The following is a 16188-nucleotide window of genomic DNA, read 5'->3' on the forward strand; positions in this document are numbered from 1 at the left end:
GGCCGCCTTATCGTTCAATTGATTTAGTTGAACTGCTGCCGCGCTCGCGATCACCTCTCCCATAGGGAGAGGTCGGCGCGGAGCGCCGGGTGAGGGGTGCGGTCTCTCGTGGGACCGGAGCCCCCTCGCCCGATTTGCTGCGCAAATCGACCTCTCCCCTCCGGGGAGAGGTGAGAACCATCGCGGCGAGCTCGTATCGATCAGAAGGCATCTATTCTAGCGCGGCTTGTCGTTGAGTTGAAATTCCAGATGCGCCTGCACCGTCGGCCATTCGGCGGCGGTGATGCTGTAGACCACGGTGTCACGCAGCGTGCCGTTCGGCGCGATCTGGTGGCTGCGCAGAATGCCGTCCTGCTTGGCACCCAGGCGCTCGATGGCGCGGCGGCTCTGGTGGTTGAAGAAATGCGTGCGGAACTCGACCGCGATGCAGTTCAGGGTCTCGAAGGCATGGCGCAGCAGCAGAAGCTTGCACTGCGTGTTGAGAGGGCCGCGCTGCGCGCTCTTTGCGTACCAGGTTGAGCCGATCTCGACGCGGCGGTTGGCGGCATCGATGTTCATGTAGGTGGTCATGCCGACGATCCTGCCGCCGGCATCGAACACGGTGAACGGCAGCATCGAGCCCGCGGACTGGAGCCCCAGGCGGCGGTCGATCTCCTTGGCCATGCTCTCAGGCGTCGGGACCGCAGTGTACCAGAGCTTGAATAGTTCGCCGTCCCTGACGGCCGCGGCCAGCCCCTCGCGATGCTGATGCGACAGCGGCTCCAGACGGGCGTGCTGTCCGCGCAGGGTGATGGGGTCGGGCCAGGGCATTTGAGACTTTCTCCTTTGTCATTGTGCGGCGAACCAGCCCGCACTGCCAGATCCTCATCCTGAGGAGCGCGGAACGCGCGTCTCGAAGGATGAAGGCCCGGCCGGTGGCCTAGCCCTTCGAGACGCGCGCCAAAGGCGCGCTCCTCAGGGTGAGGGTCTGGTAATTGCTCCGCTCGCAATGACGGTCACTAGCACCGTTTACTTGTTTAGGAAATTGAGCGGCAATCCGCCGCGCGGCCAGTCCATGGCGATCAGCTCGCCCTTGCCGGACAGGGTGATGTAGGCGGTCTTCAGCTCGGGACCGCCGAAGGCGATGTTCGTGGTGACGCGGTCGCCGGTCGGCACCTGCTCGACCAGGGTCCCGTCGGGCGCGATCACCGAGATGCAGCCGGAGACGAGGGTGGCGACGCAGACATTGCCGCCTCCCTCCACCGCGAGCGAATCGAACATCTGGTAGCCGCCGAGGCCGCAGATCGGCTTTCCCCGCTCGCCGCGGTAGATCACGTCGCGCGGCTTGAGCGTTCCCGGCGCGGAGAGCTCATAGGCCCAGAGCCGCCCCGTCGGCGTCTCCGCGATGTAGACGGTGTTCTCGTCCGGCGACAGCCCGATGCCGTTGGCCGGCAGGATCCCGTGCACGACCTCCACGATCTCGCTCATGCCGGGCTTGAGGTAATACATGCCGCCGACGTCCATCTCGCGCGCGCGGCGCTTGCCGAGATCGGAGAACCAGAGGCCGCCCTGCCTGTCGAAGACTAGGTCGTTCGGCCCGCGCAGATCATGCGCGCCGCATTTGCTCACGACGGTCTCGACCTTGCCGGATTGCAAATCGACGCGCTGGATCGAGCCGCCGAGATAATCGTCGGGCTGCGGGCCCGGCATGATCATGTTGCGGGTCGGGATCCAGGAGAAGCCGCCATTGTTGCAGATGTACATCTTGCCGTCGGGGCCGAGCGCTGCGCCGTTCGGACCGCCCGGAATCCTGGCGACGATCTCCTTGCGGCCGTCGGGATAGACGCGCGTCAGACGCTGGCCGCGGATCTCCACCAGCACCACCGAGCCGTCCGGCATCACGACCGGCCCTTCGGGAAATTCGAGGTCGCTGGCGAGAACGCGGATGTTGGAGATGTTGGACATGGGACCCTCCCGGCTGCTTGTTATGGCTTGCACGGGATGTCCGGCACGGGCTCCGCAGGCAAGATTTGCCCGCGGTTATGACAAAGTCACCGGGGCTTGCCAAGCAAGCGGGACGGTATGCCAGCGTTGCGCTGCACAGCGCGATGAGGGTCAGCGCGCTTTGCGTCATCGCTCGAGCATGATCCCTTCGGAAAGCCGCTGCACACTTTGCGCTAACGCGGCCCTTCGGGTCCGGATCCTGCTATTCCCTCACCGGCAGCCAGATCTCGAAACCGCCATTGCCGGTTGCAGGATCGAACGTCTCATCGTAGCGCTCGAAGTTCGGCGCGTCCGCGGCTTTGAGGCCAGATGCCGGCAGCCACTGATTCCAGATCGTGTTCACCGTGCGTCGGATCGAAGCGACGTGCTCGGTATGCGTGAACACAGCATAGCGCTGCTCGGGAATGCGGATGTGGCCGAAGCGGCGCGGCAGGTCGGAGAAATCGGCGACCTCGACCCCGGCTATGTAGTCGAAATTGCCGGCGTCATCGCCGTTGCAGCAGACGCCGTAGGCGACATGAATTTTTCCTTGGCCGACCCGCGCGGGAATGTCGGCGACCTCCTGATTGAAGCGGTGCCACAGGCCGGGGATCATGGCGCCGTTGTCACAGGAGATGCGCTCGGCGGGGCCGGCGACCAGGAAGGCCTTTGCCGTCTCGAAACGCGGTGGGGCAAGATGGTCGAGCATAGTGGAGTTCATGAGGATCGGCTCCCGAAGCTTGAGCTGGCTCACGCACGTTGCCGCCCTCACCGCTTCGGGCGTGGTGCCGAAATGGTCGCGGAACGCGCGGGTGAAGGCTTCGTGCGAGCCGTAGTCGGCCTCCAGCGCCAGTGACAGGATGTCGGGTGCGCCCTTTGCAAGACTGCGCGCCGCCTCCGTCAGCCGGCGTGCGCGCACGTAACGCATCACCGGCAGGCCGGTGGCTGCGGCAAACGCACGCACGATGTGGAACCGCGATACGCCAGAGATCGCCGCGATCTCGTCGAGCGTCATCGGCTCGGCCAGATGGCTCTCGATATACCAGAGCGCGCGCTGGGCTGGATTCATGGCGGTTCAGGCCCTCGTTCGAAGCGCGGCGATGATGCGCCGCTCAGCAGCGCTCTGCTTGATCGGCATTGCTGTCCTTCGCGTGAGCATAGTCCGGCAATAGCCACTGGCAACGCCCCGGCGTTCGTGGCTACACTCGTTGAAACCGCTCAAGAGAAAGAGGAACCGGGTCATGGAAATCACCGATGTGCGGGCGCACCATATCCGCATCCCCTATGACGCCGGTGTCGCAAGCTTCCGCCAGGGTGCTTCCGCGATTTCCGCGCTCGACATGGTCCTCGTCGAGGTCACGACCGATTCCGGGCTGACCGGCTGGGGCGATGCCTTCGCCTATGTCTGCCCCCGCACCACGCGCAGCGCCGTCGAGGAGATGATCGCGCCGCAGGCCCGCGGGATGAAGGTGCCGGATGCGGCCGGCATTCCCGCGCTGATGGAACAGATCCAGCGCAATCTGCATCTGTTCGGCCGCTACGGCATCACCATGTTCGCGATCTCCGGGCTCGATATCGCATTGTGGGACCTGGCTGCGAAGGTCGAAGGCGTGCCGCTGCATCGGCTGCTGGGCGAGATCAGGCGCACGGCCATTCCAGCCTACGCGAGCCTCTTGCGGATCGGCTCGCCCGACAACATCGCCGCCGAATGCAGGAAGGCGCTCGCGCTCGGCTATGGCGCGATCAAGCTGCACGAGACCACGGCCCCTGCAGTATTCGCCGCGCGCGAGGCGATCGGCTCCGGCATTCCGTTGATGGTCGACATGAACTGCCCGTTGACGGGCGAGGAGGCGATCGCATTTGCGAAGACATGCCGGGACGCGCAGCCAATGTTTCTGGAGGAGCCGGTCTGGCCACCGGAAGACTTTGCCACGCTTGCCGAGGTGCGCAGCAAAGGCGGGCTCGGCGTTGCCGCCGGCGAGAATGCCTGCACCGAATATCAATTCCGCCAGATGATGGATGCGGGCGCGGTCAGCCACGCCCAGCCCTCCGTCATCAAGGTCGGCGGCATCACGGAATTCCTGAAGGTCGCGGCGCTGGCCGATCGGCTCGGCGTCAAGATCGTCCCGCACTCCCCCTATTTTGGCCCCGGCCTGCTGGCGACGCTGCACTTGCTCGCGACGCGCGACGACGGGCTGGTCGAGATGTTCTATCTCAAGCGCGAGGCCTGCCTCTGGAGCGGACGCACCGATGTCGATGCCACCGGCCATGTCGCGGTGCCGACAGGCCCCGGGCTCGGCTACGAGCCTGATCGTGGCGTGATGGAGCGCTATCGCGTCGCGTGAACGGCGCGCTTACTTCGCCGCGTCCTTGGGCGGCGGCGCGTCCTGCTTCTTCTTCAGGTCCTCGGCGGTCTTCGCCTGCGCGGCCTGAAGCTCGCCGAGCGTCTTCTGCAAGCCGGCGAGGCTCGTCTTCAACGCATCGATCTGGCGATTGGCGGCATCCAGCTTCTGCTGATGATCGAGGCTGAGCTTGGTGATCGTCTTCTGCAGGAAATCGACATTGCTCTGGAGGCAGCTGGTGCGCCGCTCCATGGTCTTCTCGACCGTGCAGATCTCGATGCCGGGCACGTCCTGAGCGTACACCGCCAGAGGCGCCAGCGCTGCGAGCAGCAACATCGCGAAACAAATGCCGGCATTGCGCAGCAGCATGAGAGTTCCTCGTCCAATCGATCACGGCAATGTGCGCCGTTTGCGCGCCGCAGCGTAACGCTACCACACTCGTACCGCATTCTCGCGTTGAGCTTGCGTCCGTTCCCTTGGACGGGGAACGAGGATCCGCACGCGGGAGAACTGGGCGCTCTTTCCGCGGCTTTGTTTAGGGGAGATTTTTGGAATGGCAACGCGCGACAGACGTTTGGCGGAATTCGACGGAGCCGGAGAACCACCGCCGGGCCTGCCACTCGAAGTGCTCTGCGAGGATCACAGCGGAACATATCAGCTTCCGTTCGCCTGCCGCTACGTCGAGGGACGCTGGCAGAACCACGAGGCCGGCATTGCGGTCGAAGCAACCGTCATCGGCTGGCGCCTGCCGCGCGTGAAGCAACGCGGGGCCGCCTGAGAGCGGTCTCTGTTTCAAAATGCGACGGCGCCGCGCTCCACCTTAACCTTCGGAACGCGGCCCGAACGAATCGCGTCCGAATCAGCCGAGAGGCCGTGTACGCACCTGTTCACGGCTAGATGTCGACTCGGTTCTGCAGGCGCGTACAATATCTGCGCACCATGCGGGAAAGCCCGGGCCTGTCACCGGCGCCAAAGGTTAATCGCGGCAAGGGTATCGCTGTGGGGCCGCCGCGAGAGGGCCCGCCCCCGAAACAGGCAGGGCCGCTCAACACCTGCCTAATATTCGACCTCGAGCTCCTCGATCTCGGCTGGCTCCTCCTTCGCCGCCGCGATCCATTCCTGCATCTCTGGCATGGCCATGATGGTATCGGCATAGGCCTTCAGGCGCGGCTCGAGCTTGACGTCATAGGTCACAAAGCGCGTCACCACCGGGGCGTACATCGCATCCGCCATGGTGCGCTGCGCGCCGAACAGGAAGGGGCCGCCCGATTTCTCCAGGCAGTCGCGCCAGATGGACCAGACGCGGTCGATGTCGGCCTGCGCCCGCGACCAGATCTTGAAGCCCGGAAAGTGTCCTTTCAGGTTGACCGGCAGCGAGGCGCGCAACGTGGTGAAACCGGAATGGATTTCGCCTGAGATCGAGCGGCAATGGGCGCGCTGGATGCGGTCGGCCGGCAACAGGCCGGCGGCCGGCATCACCTCGTTGAGATATTCGGCGATCGCCAGCGTATCCCAAACTACGGCGCCCTCGTGCCGCAGGCACGGTACCAGGATCGAGGACGACAGCAGCAAAATCTCGGCGCGTGCCGACGGATCGTCCGGCGCGGTGACGATCTCCTCGAAATCGAGCCCGGAGAATCTCGTCAGCAGCCAGCCACGCAGCGACCAGGACGAGTAGTTCTTGCTGCTGATGGTCAGTGTCGCCTTCGCCATGTGGCCTCTTCCCTGGTCCCGACTTCAGCCCGGCCCGCTCTGTGCTTCCCGTGTCATGAGCAGCAAGCGACGTGCCAATTCTGCGGCGACCCAAACTGCCGTCTGGCGTCCTTATTGCATGGCAGCACGGGACGGATGGGCGTTTCAGCATGATGTCGATGTTTTATCAGGCCTTTCAAAACCACATGGACCTGACGGCGCCATGGCGCGCAGGAGCTTCGTCGGCGCTCAAATTCCTCAATCTGGTGCCGCAGGGCAGGTCAGACCAGGTCGTCGGCCGGCTGTCGGCGGCGCTGGAGCTGATCTCGCGCTCCACCCTGACCTATGACCGGCCGGCCTACGGCATCGACAGTGTCATGGTCGGCAACCGCGAGATCGCCGTCACCGAGGAGATCGCCTACGCGACGCCGTTCGGCTCGCTGCTGCGTTTTCGCAAGGACGGCGTGGGCGAGCAGCCGCGCATGCTGCTGGTGGCGCCGATGTCCGGCCATTTCGCCACGCTGCTGCGCGGCACTGTGAAGACACTGCTCCAGGACCACGACGTCTACATCACCGACTGGCACAATCCGCGCGACATTCCGCGCAGCGAGGGCCGCTTCGGGCTCGACGACTACACCGAGCACCTGATCGACTTCCTCGGACAGCTCGGTCCGCGCCCGCACATGGTGGCGATCTGCCAGCCGTCTGTCTCGGCGCTCGCGGCCGCCGCGATCATGTGCGAGGACAACCATCCCTCGCGCCCGGCGACGCTGACGCTGATGGCGGGCCCGATCGACACGCGGATCCAGCCGACCAGAGTCAACGAATTCGCCAAGAGCAAGCCGATCGAATGGTTCGAGCAGAACCTGATCAACTACGTGCCGGTGCAGTGCCGCGGCGCCTTGCGGAAAGTCTATCCCGGCTTCGTGCAGCTCACAGCCTTCGTCTCGATGAATCTCGAGCGTCACATCAAGCAGCATCTCGACCTCGCCAACCACATCGCCAAGGGCGAGAAGGAGAAGGCCGCGACGATCAAGACGTTCTACGACGAATATTTTGCCGTGATGGACCTGCCGGCCGAGTTCTACATCGAGACCGTGCGCGACGTATTCCAGGAGCATCTCCTGCCGCAGGGCAAGCTGATGCATCGCGGCCGCCCGGTGAACACCAAAGCCGTCAGCCGCATGGGCCTGATGACGGTCGAGGGCGAGAAGGACGACATCTGCTCGATCGGCCAGACCCTCGCCGCCCAGGACCTCTGCACCGGCGTACGCGCCTATCGGCGCGTCCATCACATGCAGGCCGGCGTCGGCCATTACGGCGTGTTCTCGGGCAAGCGCTGGAACAACGAGATCTATCCGCTGCTGCGCGATTTCGTGCACGTCAATTCGTGAGGCGTCTCAGGCCGACCATTCCTCGCCCCAGACCTGGACGACGTGACCGGGCGACACTTCGCGATATTGCCGGCGAGGCGGCTGGTAGTCCGGCGCGCGCACCGGGCTTCTGATCTCGTCGTTCGAGGCCTCGCGCCGGACGCCGCGACGCGACGGATCGGGCACCGGCACGGCGGCCATCAGCTTCTTGGTATAGGGATGCTGCGGATTGCCGAACAATGCGGCGCGCGGGCCGATCTCGACGATCTCGCCGAGATACATCACCGCGACGCGGTGACTCATGCGCTCGACCACCGCGATGTCGTGCGAAATGAAGAGATAGGCAAGGCCCATGCTGGCCTGAAGGTCGAGCATCAGATTGACGACCTGCGCCTTGACCGAGACGTCGAGCGCGGAGACAGCCTCGTCCGCGACGATCAGCTTCGGCCCGAGCGCGAGCGCACGCGCGATGCAGATGCGCTGGCGCTGTCCGCCGGAGAACTCATGCGGGAAGCGCGCGGCCATGTCGGCGGTCAGGCCGACGCGGACGAGCAGATCGGCGACCTTGTCGCGGGCCTGCGCTGCCGTGGCAAGGCCGTTGGCGAGCAGCGGGGCCGCGATCGCCGTTCCCACCGACATACGCGGATTGAGGCTCGCGAACGGATCCTGAAACACGATCTGCATCTGCTTGCGAAAATCGCGCAAAGCTCGGCCGTTCATGGCGAGCACGTCCTGGCCGTCGACCAGGACCGTACCGCTGTCCGGCTCGAGCAGCCTCAGGAGGGAGCGGCCCGTCGTCGACTTGCCGCAGCCGGATTCGCCGACCAGCGCCAGCGTCTCGCCGGCGCGCAAGGTGAAGGAGATGTTCTCGACCGCGTGGACACGGCCCGAGACCTTGCCGAACAATCCGGAGCGGATCGGAAAGCGCGTTGTGAGGCCCGCGACTTCGAGCAGCGGTCGCTCGGCCGTCGAAACGGTGTCGGGCGTTTCCACCGGCTCGTCCGAGGTGCCCGTCACCTTGTCGACGATCGGAAAGCGCATCGGCCGCGCGCGTCCGTCCATCGAGCCGAGGCGCGGCACGGCGGCGAGCAGCGCACGGGTATAGGGATGCGACGGTGCGGCGAAGACGCGCGTGGTCGCGTCCGTCTCCACCGCCTGCCCGCCATACATCACCACGGTCCTGTCAGCGATCTCGGCGACCACTCCCATGTCGTGGGTGATGAAGAGGATCGACATCCCCTCCTCCTGCTGAAGCTCCTTCAACAGCTCGAGGATCTGTGCCTGGATGGTGACGTCGAGCGCGGTGGTCGGCTCGTCCGCGATCAATAGCCTCGGCTTGCAGGCCAGCGCCATCGCGATCATCACGCGCTGGCGCATGCCGCCGGAGAAACGATGCGGATGCTCGTGGAAGCGGGATTTCGCTGCGGGGATGCGGACGCGATCGAGCAGGCGGATGGTCTCCGCCTCGGCGGCTGCCCGCGACAGGCCGCGATGCTGGATCAGCGCCTCCGCGATCTGGAAGCCGATGGTGAGCACCGGGTTGAGGCTCGTCATCGGCTCCTGGAAGATCATGGCGACGTCATTGCCGCGAATGTTGGTCATGCTCGCCACGGGCAACGCGAGCAGATCCCGTCCAGCCAGCATGACGCGGCCCTCGACGCGACCGATCTCCTGCGGGATCAGCCGCATGATCGAGAGCGCGGTGACGCTCTTGCCCGAACCGGACTCGCCGACGATCGCCACGGTCTCGCGCGGCGCGACATCGAACGAGACGTTGCGGACGACGGGTATCCATTGCCGCTCGAGCATGAAGGAGGTGGTGAGGCCGGAGACCGAGAGCACGGGAGACTGTGCGTTGGCGGAGGCTTGGCTCGACATGTTTGCCGCGATGCTCATGCGAGGCCCCCGCCACCTGCCGGGGAGAAGGTGCGCCCCCTCCCCCGCTTGCGGGGGAGGGTTGGGGAGAGGGTGTCGCCGCAAGCGAGAACCCCCAAGAGGAGAGAGCCCTCTCCCGGCGCTGCGCGCCGACCTCTCCCGCAAGCGGGAGAGGTAAACTGCGCCCGTAGCTGCACCAACGTTCCCATCGTCATCGCGCCTCAATATCCACGCGTGCGGTCGACCAGCCCCGGCAGCTCCTCGCCGCGGCGGTGACGGGCGATGACGTCGAGCACGAAATCGACCGCCGTATCCGGCGTCGTCATGCTGGCATTGTGCGGCGTCAGCAGGATGCGCGGATGGCTCCAGAACGGATGTCCTGCAGGCAGCGGCTCGGGATCGGCGACGTCGAGCACCGCGCCTGATAGCGCGCCGCTGTCGAGTGCAGCAAGGAAATCGGCCTCGACGAGATGCGGGCCACGGCCGACATTGACGAGCCCTGCCCCGCACGGCAGACGCGCGAACAGGTCGGCATCGAGAATGCCGCGCGTCTGGTCCGTCAGCGGCAGCAGGCAGACGAGAATGTCGGTCTGCGCCAGAAACTCCGGCAAAGTATCCGCGCCCGCATAACAGGTGACGCCTTCGATCTCGCGCGGCGAACGATTCCAGCCCGATAGCGGAAAGCTGAACGCCTTCAGCCGCTCGAGCACGGCCTGGCCGAGTTGGCCGAGCCCCATCACGCCGACACGCCGCCGCTTCGCCGGCGTGATGCGGATCTCGCGCCAGACCTGCTGCTCCTGCTGGCTGATGAAGTGAAGGAGATCGCGATGCAGGCCGAGCACGGCCATGGTGACGTATTCGACCATGGTCTCGGCGATGCCGGGCTCCAGCATGCGGACCAGCGGAATGTGCGCTGGAACTTTCGTGGTATCGAACTGATCGACGCCCGCGCCGACGGAGAAGACCAGTTCGAGATTGGGAAAGGTCGTCGCGATGTCGTCCGGCGGCACCCATGCCACCAGATGGCGGACGTCGGCGGGATTGCCGATGTCGGGCCAGAGCCGGAACGGCACGTCGGGCGCGCGCTCCGCGAACAAGCGCGCCCACTCGGCACCGCGAACCATGTTGGCCTTGTAGAGAACCGTCATGCCGCCCTCAGAACGGGCTGACCGGTGCGAGCCGGCGGCCGTCGATCATGCGCTTGTGGCTGTAGGCGGCGGGATCGACCAGCGGCGTCGCGCCGGTCACGATGTCGGCGGCAAGCTTGCCGGCCGCGGGGCCGATGCCAAAACCGTGGCCGGAGAATCCGGTGGCGAGGAAGAAGCCCGGCAGCGCATCGATCGCCGAGATCACGGGGATCGTATCCGGCGTGCAGTCGATCGTGCCGCCCCAGGCCTCCGCGATCTCGATGTCCTTCAATTCAGGGTTCGCCTTGATCAGCGCGGCCAGCGCCGAATTGACCAGCGACATGTCGGGTGCGGGATCGCGCACGCGCTCGACCTCGAACGGCGACGGCTTGTCGAAGCTCCAGTTCGTGCCGCGCATGAGCTGGTCGAAAAACGACTTGCCGAACGACATCTTCAATCCGTCGCGACGATGCAAATAGGTCGGCCAGAAGGTCCAGGCGTAACGCAACAGGTCCGGCGACAGCTCGACCGTGCCGCGGTTGCGCAGCGCCAGCGTGAAGCCGCCGTCGAGGCGGCGACGGATGCAGTAGAAATCGGTACCGAGCGCGCCTGACGTGATCTCCGGCCCCGGCGTGGTCCGGCACGCGGTGGCGTTGACGAGGCCGATCGGCAGCTCGATCCCGTGGCGGCGGCAGAACAGTGACGACCACGCGCCGCCCGCCAGCAGCACGGCCTGCGTGCGGATCGTGCCCTTCTCGGTGACGACGGCGCTGACGCGCCCCCCTTGCGTCTCCAGCCCGCGCGCGGCGCAGCCCTGGTGGATGGTGACGCCGTGCTTGCGTGCCGCGGTCGCAAGTGCGGGCACCGCCATCGACGGCTCCGCGCGTCCGTCGCTCGGCGTGTGCAGGCCGCCGACCCATGTGTCGGTATTGCCGGGCATGCGCTCGGCGACCTCGGCCGGCGTCAGCACGGTTGAGTGCACCTGCATCTCGCGTGCGACCGCCGCCCAGCGCTCCCAGCTCGCAAGCTCGTCCTTGTTCTTGGTCAGGAACAAGACGCCGGTGCGGCGGAAGCCGGCATCGACGCCGGCGTCGTTCTGCATGTCTTCCCACAGCCGCAGCGCCTCGCGCGCGAGCGGAATCTCCTCGCGGGCGCGACCCTGCTGGCGGCACCAGCCCCAATTGCGGCTCGACTGCTCGCCGCCGACATGGCCCTTCTCGACCAGGGCGACGGAGAGGCCCTTCTTCGCCAGATGATAGGCCGAGGAGACGCCGATGACGCCGCCGCCGATGACGACGACGTCCACCTGCGCCGGCAGGCGTTCATCGCTGTTGATACGGTTGAGCGGCGGGGACATGGGACACTCCTGGACTTCAGTTCGAACGAGACCTGGCTCGTCATGGGATGTTCATTCGCGGGTCGAGCGCATCGCGCAGGCCGTCGCCGAGGAAGTTGAAGCTGGTGACAGCCAGCGTGATGGCGAGGCCCGGCGCGATCGCAAGCCACGGCGCGCTGGTGAGATAGATCTGCGCGTTGTTGAGCATGTTGCCCCAGCTCGCCGCCGGCGGCTGGATGCCGTAGCCGAGATAGCTGACATAGGATTCGAGCAGGATCGCTTTCGCCACGTTCAGCGTCGCCGCCACCACGATAGGCGCGATCGCATTGGGCACGAGCTCGCGGAACATGATCCGCAGGTTCGACGAGCCGAAGGCGAGCGCAGCGACCGCAAACTCACGCTCCCGCAGCGACCGCACCTGGGCCTCGACGACGCGAGCGACGGCCATCCAGGCCGTCGCCGCGATCAACACGGTGGTGGTGACGAGGCCGGGCTCGGTGAGCGCGGCAAGCGCCAGCAGGAGGAAGATCGTCGGGAAGCACAAGACGGCATCGACAAGCCGCATCAGGACCGCACCGACCACGCCGCCATAGAAGCCGGCGAAGGCGCCGACGGCAATTCCGACCGCCATCGCGATCACCATCGCGACGATGCCGATCGTAAGCGAGATGCGACCGCCCATCATCAGCCGCGCCAGCACGTCGCGACCGAGCTCGTCGGTGCCGAGGATATGCGCGCCGGACAGCGGCGGCGCAAACCGCTTCATGATGTCGATGTAGGTGTCGTCGAACGGCAGCAGGTATGGGCCGAACGCCGAACCGAGGACGAGAACGAGGATGATCACCGCGCCCGCGAGCGCGAGCCGGTGGCGACGAAAACGACGCCACGCGGCCTGGCCGGGCGCAAGCTGAACGGTGGAGAGGGTCGCAGCCGTCATCGCTAGCCCACCCGGATGCGCGGATCGACGACGGCATAGAGGATGTCGGCGAGCAGGGAGCCGATCAGCACCATCGTCGCCGAGAACATCAGGATGCCCATCACCACGGGATAGTCGCGATAGCCGATGGAATCGAGGAACAGCCGGCCCATGCCGGGCCAGGTGAACACGGTCTCGGCGACCAGCGCGCCGCCGAGCAGCGTCGGAAACTGCAGGCCGGCCACCGTGATCATCGGCAGCAGCGCGTTGCGTAGCGCATGGACAGTGAGGATGCGCCACTCGGGCATGCCCTTGGCGCGCGCAGTGCGGATGTAGTCCTGGTTGATGACCTCGAGCATGGAGGAGCGCATGAAGCGGCCCCACATCGCGGTCTCGACCAGCGCCAGCACCATTGCCGGCGCGATCAGATGATGCAGCAGGTCGAGGAAGGAGCCGTCGCCGATGGTCTGCCTGTTGCCGGCCGGCAGCCAGCCGAGCTTGACCGAAAAGACGTAGATGGTGACGAGACCGAACCAGAAGGTCGGGATCGACAGCGCGACCATGGCGCCGACGGTGGCCAGCGTGTCGAACAGCGAATAGCGGCGCAGCGCGCCCAGCACGCCGATCCAGCAGCCGAGCAGCACCGCGATGATGGTCGCCGTCGCCATCAGCTCCAGCGTGGCGCCGAGATGCGAGGAGATCACCGACAGCACTGCCTCGCCGTCGCGATAGGAGCGCCCCCAGTCGCCCCGTATCATGCGACCGAACCAGTCGAGATATTGGATCGGCAGCGGGCGATCGAGCCCGAGCTGCCTGGTGACGCGGTCGAGATCCTCCTGCGTCATCTGCCCGGAGACGGCAAACTGCGACAGCGGACCGCCGGGCGCCAGATGCAGGATGGCGAAGCCGATCGCCGAGACGATCACCAGCAGCATGATCGCCTGCGCCAGGCGGTTGACGACGTAACGGGCCATCTCAGGCGATCCAGCGGGCCTGAGACATCAGGCCCAGTACCATTCGCGGATGTTCCAGCAGTTGATCGAGGTGTTGATGTTGGGACGGAAGCCTTGCAGCCCTTCCTTCACGCCTTCGGCGATGAAGCCCTGGAACAGCGGCAGGATGGCGAGATCGTTGCGGATCAGCTTCTGCAGCTCGCCATAGGTCGTCCTGCGCTGGGCGAGATCGAACTGCCTGGCGCCGTCGGCGAGCAGGCGATCGGCCTCCGGGTTCTTGTACTGATAGGTGTTGTAGCCGCGGCCGCCCTTGGCGGGAATGGCGCCAGAGCCGAAGCGCGGCGTCACGTCGGGGTCGCTGCCCAGCATGAAGTTGACGGAAACCAGCACCGAATTGAACTTCGACTGCTGCCAGAAATCGCCCCAGATCACGGCCGCCGGCATGTTGTTGACGCGCATCGCAGCCCCGATCGCGCGCCAGTCCTGGATCAGCAGCTGCTGGGTCTGCTCACGCACCGCATTGCCCGACGTCGTCGAATTGGTGAACTCGAGCTTGACGCCGCCCTTCTCACGAATGCCACCGGCACCGCGAACCCATCCGGCTGCATCGAGCAGCGCATTGGCCTTGGCGGGATCGTATTTGTGCTGCGGCAGGCCCTGCTGAAACGACCAGGCCTGCTGCGGTACGAAGCTCTCGGTCTGCGTCGGCAGGCCGTAATAGAGCGCGTCGATGATCGCCTGCTTGTTGATGGCGAGGTAGAGCGCCTCGCGCACGGCGCGGTCGGCAAAGGGACCGAATTCCAGATTGGGCGCGATATGCTCCACCGAGGAGGTCGAGGAGACGAAGACCTTGCGGCCCTTCAGCGTCTTCGCCTCCTGGACGAAGTTCGGCAAGATGCCCTGCAGGCCGGTGTAGTCGACCTGGCCGGTGCGGAACTGGGTGTAGAGCACGGTGAGATCGGGGATGTATTTGAAGACCACGCGTTCGACGTAAGGTCCCTTGCCGTGATATCCGGTGTGGGCATTGAGCAATATGTGGTCGCCGGGCACCCGCTCGCCCCAGCGGAACGGCCCGGTGCCGACGGGCGCGTTGTGGAACGGCGAGGCGTTCGGATCGGACACCTTCTCCAGGATGTGCTTCGGCACGATGAATGTCAGCGATCCCAGGATCGACATGTAGGGCGAATAGGGCGCTTCCATGCGCCAATGGATCTCGTCGGGCGCGACGACCTTGATGTCCTTGACGAGGCTGTGGCCGACGCGGCTGCGCGCGCGGAAATTGGAATCGTTGATCAACTCGAGCGAGAATTTCACGTCCTCGGCCGTGAACGGCGTGCCGTCATGCCATTTCACGTCGTTGCGCAGCTTGATCTTCCAGACCAGGCCGTCGGCCGACAGGCCGCCATTCTCGATGGTCGGCACTTCGCGGGCGAGGTCGGGAACGAAATTGCCGGCGGGATCGATGAACCAGAGCAGCGAGAACACCTGCCACCAAATGCCCTGGTCGACCTCGATGCCCGGCATCAACGGATGAAAGACGGTCGGCTCCTGGGACAGTGCCGCGATCACCTGGCCGCGCGGCTTGTCCGGCGGATTGGTGGGACGTTCGGTCTGCGCAAAGGCGCTGCCTGAAAGCGTCCATCCCGCCGCGACCCCCGCGCCGAGCTGGAAGAATTGACGGCGATTCGGAATGCCGAGATGCAGTGCCCCAACGCCGAGCTTGCCGGTGTCGCCTGCCATGACCCACTCTCCGTTTCCGCACACGGCACCGTTCTCCCGCGCCCCCGAGACCCCGGCAAAGGGACAGGAGTGGGCTTTAGTGCTTCTAAATTTTTCAGCCAAAATTTCATCACGACTAAATACAACTGTCAATCGCATTGCTAATATGCGTAAAATTTTCAATCGGACTAAAGCCACGGGACTGCGGTCCCCAGGCTGAGATGATGCATGGGAGGGCGACATGGATGGTCGCGGCGATACGAACGGCACGAAAGACGCTCCGACGATCGAAGCCGACGATGCGGTCGACCAGCGCCTGGGTGAGACCGTGCGGCTGCTGCGGCAGCGCGCCGGCCTCTCGATCCAGGACGTCGCCAACAAGACCGGCCTGTCCACCGGCATGATCAGCCAGCTCGAACGCGCGCGGGCGATGCCGTCGATCCGCACGCTGCGCCTGCTCAGCATCGCGCTCGACGTTCCCATCTCCTATTTCTTCGAGAGCAGCGATCCCGCCGACGTGCAGCGCTACATCGTGCGCAAGACCAACCGGCGGCTGCTGCGGCTCACTGCCAGCGGTGTCGTCAAGGAAGCGCTGACCCCGGAAGGCAAAGGCCAGCTCGAGCTCTACGAGCTCACGCTCAATCCCGGCGCCTCCTCCGGCACCGACTTCCTGCAGCACACCGGCGAGAAAGCGGGCTACATCCTCTCGGGCAGCCTGCGGCTGTGGCTCGACAATCAGGCCCACCTGCTGGAAGCCGGCGACAGCTTTCGTTTTCCGAGCATCGTGCCGCACATGTTCGACAATCCGACCCAGCAGGTGGCGCGCGCGATCTGGGTGACGACGTTGCGCGAAGACCGTGGGACGCAGTCGCAAGAACAGGTCTAGCCGATAG

The 16188-nt window shown here is 65.5% G+C and carries 15 protein-coding genes; 4 read left to right on the forward strand and 11 right to left on the reverse strand.

The features are described 5' to 3' along the window. Positions 1-216: 216 nt before the first annotated feature. The 3 genes from ACSHT2_RS14010 to ACSHT2_RS14020 form a co-directional block, all read right to left on the reverse strand. The gene (locus tag ACSHT2_RS14010) at positions 217-810 is read right to left on the reverse strand and encodes a GNAT family N-acetyltransferase (RefSeq protein ID WP_440642082.1); all 594 of its coding nucleotides are present in this window, start codon (positions 808-810) and stop codon (positions 217-219) included. A gap of 198 nt (positions 811-1008) precedes the next feature. Next, complete coding sequence (locus tag ACSHT2_RS14015; RefSeq protein WP_440642834.1) at positions 1009-1935, reverse strand: SMP-30/gluconolactonase/LRE family protein; 927 nt, start codon at positions 1933-1935, stop codon at positions 1009-1011. Positions 1936-2185: 250 nt separating this feature from the next. Further along, the gene (locus ACSHT2_RS14020) at positions 2186-3031 is read right to left on the reverse strand and encodes a GyrI-like domain-containing protein (protein WP_440642083.1); all 846 of its coding nucleotides are present in this window, start codon (positions 3029-3031) and stop codon (positions 2186-2188) included. Positions 3032-3203: 172 nt separating this feature from the next. On the opposite strand from ACSHT2_RS14020, the gene ACSHT2_RS14025 reads away from it, so the two are divergent. Beyond that, complete coding sequence (locus ACSHT2_RS14025) at positions 3204-4307, forward strand: mandelate racemase/muconate lactonizing enzyme family protein (RefSeq protein WP_440642084.1); 1104 nt, start codon at positions 3204-3206, stop codon at positions 4305-4307. Positions 4308-4316: 9 nt separating this feature from the next. Here the strand turns inward: ACSHT2_RS14025 and ACSHT2_RS14030 are convergent, their stop codons facing one another. Then, complete coding sequence (locus tag ACSHT2_RS14030) at positions 4317-4673, reverse strand: hypothetical protein (protein ID WP_440642085.1); 357 nt, start codon at positions 4671-4673, stop codon at positions 4317-4319. A 184-nt stretch (positions 4674-4857) separates the two neighbouring features. On the opposite strand from ACSHT2_RS14030, the gene ACSHT2_RS14035 reads away from it, so the two are divergent. Then, positions 4858-5082 (forward strand): hypothetical protein, encoded by a 225-nt coding sequence (locus ACSHT2_RS14035; RefSeq protein WP_024339451.1) that lies wholly within the window; start codon positions 4858-4860, stop codon positions 5080-5082. 278 nt (positions 5083-5360) lie between these two features. Here ACSHT2_RS14035 and ACSHT2_RS14040 read toward each other — a convergent pair whose 3' ends face one another. Further along, positions 5361-6017 carry a glutathione S-transferase family protein gene (locus ACSHT2_RS14040; protein WP_440642086.1) on the reverse strand — a complete coding sequence of 219 codons (657 nt, stop codon included), beginning with the start codon at positions 6015-6017 and terminating at the stop codon, positions 5361-5363. 149 nt (positions 6018-6166) lie between these two features. On the opposite strand from ACSHT2_RS14040, the gene ACSHT2_RS14045 reads away from it, so the two are divergent. Further along, on the forward strand, positions 6167-7390 hold the full coding sequence (locus ACSHT2_RS14045) for a polyhydroxyalkanoate depolymerase (protein ID WP_440642087.1): 1224 nt from the start codon (positions 6167-6169) through the stop codon (positions 7388-7390). 6 nt (positions 7391-7396) lie between these two features. Here the strand turns inward: ACSHT2_RS14045 and ACSHT2_RS14050 are convergent, their stop codons facing one another. From ACSHT2_RS14050 to ACSHT2_RS14075, 6 genes are all read right to left on the reverse strand, one after another. Continuing rightward, complete coding sequence (locus ACSHT2_RS14050; protein ID WP_440642088.1) at positions 7397-9265, reverse strand: ABC transporter ATP-binding protein; 1869 nt, start codon at positions 9263-9265, stop codon at positions 7397-7399. A 200-nt stretch (positions 9266-9465) separates the two neighbouring features. Then, positions 9466-10392 carry a 2-hydroxyacid dehydrogenase gene (locus ACSHT2_RS14055; protein ID WP_440642089.1) on the reverse strand — a complete coding sequence of 309 codons (927 nt, stop codon included), beginning with the start codon at positions 10390-10392 and terminating at the stop codon, positions 9466-9468. 7 nt (positions 10393-10399) lie between these two features. Continuing rightward, a complete protein-coding gene (locus ACSHT2_RS14060; protein ID WP_440642090.1) occupies positions 10400-11728 on the reverse strand; it encodes an NAD(P)/FAD-dependent oxidoreductase in 1329 nt (442 codons plus the stop codon). A 40-nt stretch (positions 11729-11768) separates the two neighbouring features. After that, positions 11769-12644, reverse strand: a complete 876-nt coding sequence (locus ACSHT2_RS14065; protein WP_440642091.1) for an ABC transporter permease — start codon at positions 12642-12644, stop codon at positions 11769-11771. Positions 12645-12646: 2 nt separating this feature from the next. Next, positions 12647-13597: an ABC transporter permease gene (locus tag ACSHT2_RS14070; RefSeq protein ID WP_440642092.1), complete on the reverse strand. Its 951-nt coding sequence runs from the start codon at positions 13595-13597 to the stop codon at positions 12647-12649. 27 nt (positions 13598-13624) lie between these two features. Further along, positions 13625-15316, reverse strand: a complete 1692-nt coding sequence (locus tag ACSHT2_RS14075) for a peptide ABC transporter substrate-binding protein (protein ID WP_440642093.1) — start codon at positions 15314-15316, stop codon at positions 13625-13627. Positions 15317-15536: 220 nt separating this feature from the next. Between ACSHT2_RS14075 and ACSHT2_RS14080 the strand changes: the two genes are divergently transcribed. Further along, positions 15537-16181, forward strand: coding sequence for a cupin domain-containing protein (locus tag ACSHT2_RS14080; protein ID WP_440642094.1), 645 nt, complete (start codon positions 15537-15539; stop codon positions 16179-16181). Positions 16182-16188 lie beyond the last annotated feature (7 nt).

This window comes from Bradyrhizobium sp. PUT101, assembly GCF_052043945.1.
In the GTDB taxonomy this organism is placed as follows: Bacteria; Pseudomonadota; Alphaproteobacteria; order Rhizobiales; family Xanthobacteraceae; genus Bradyrhizobium.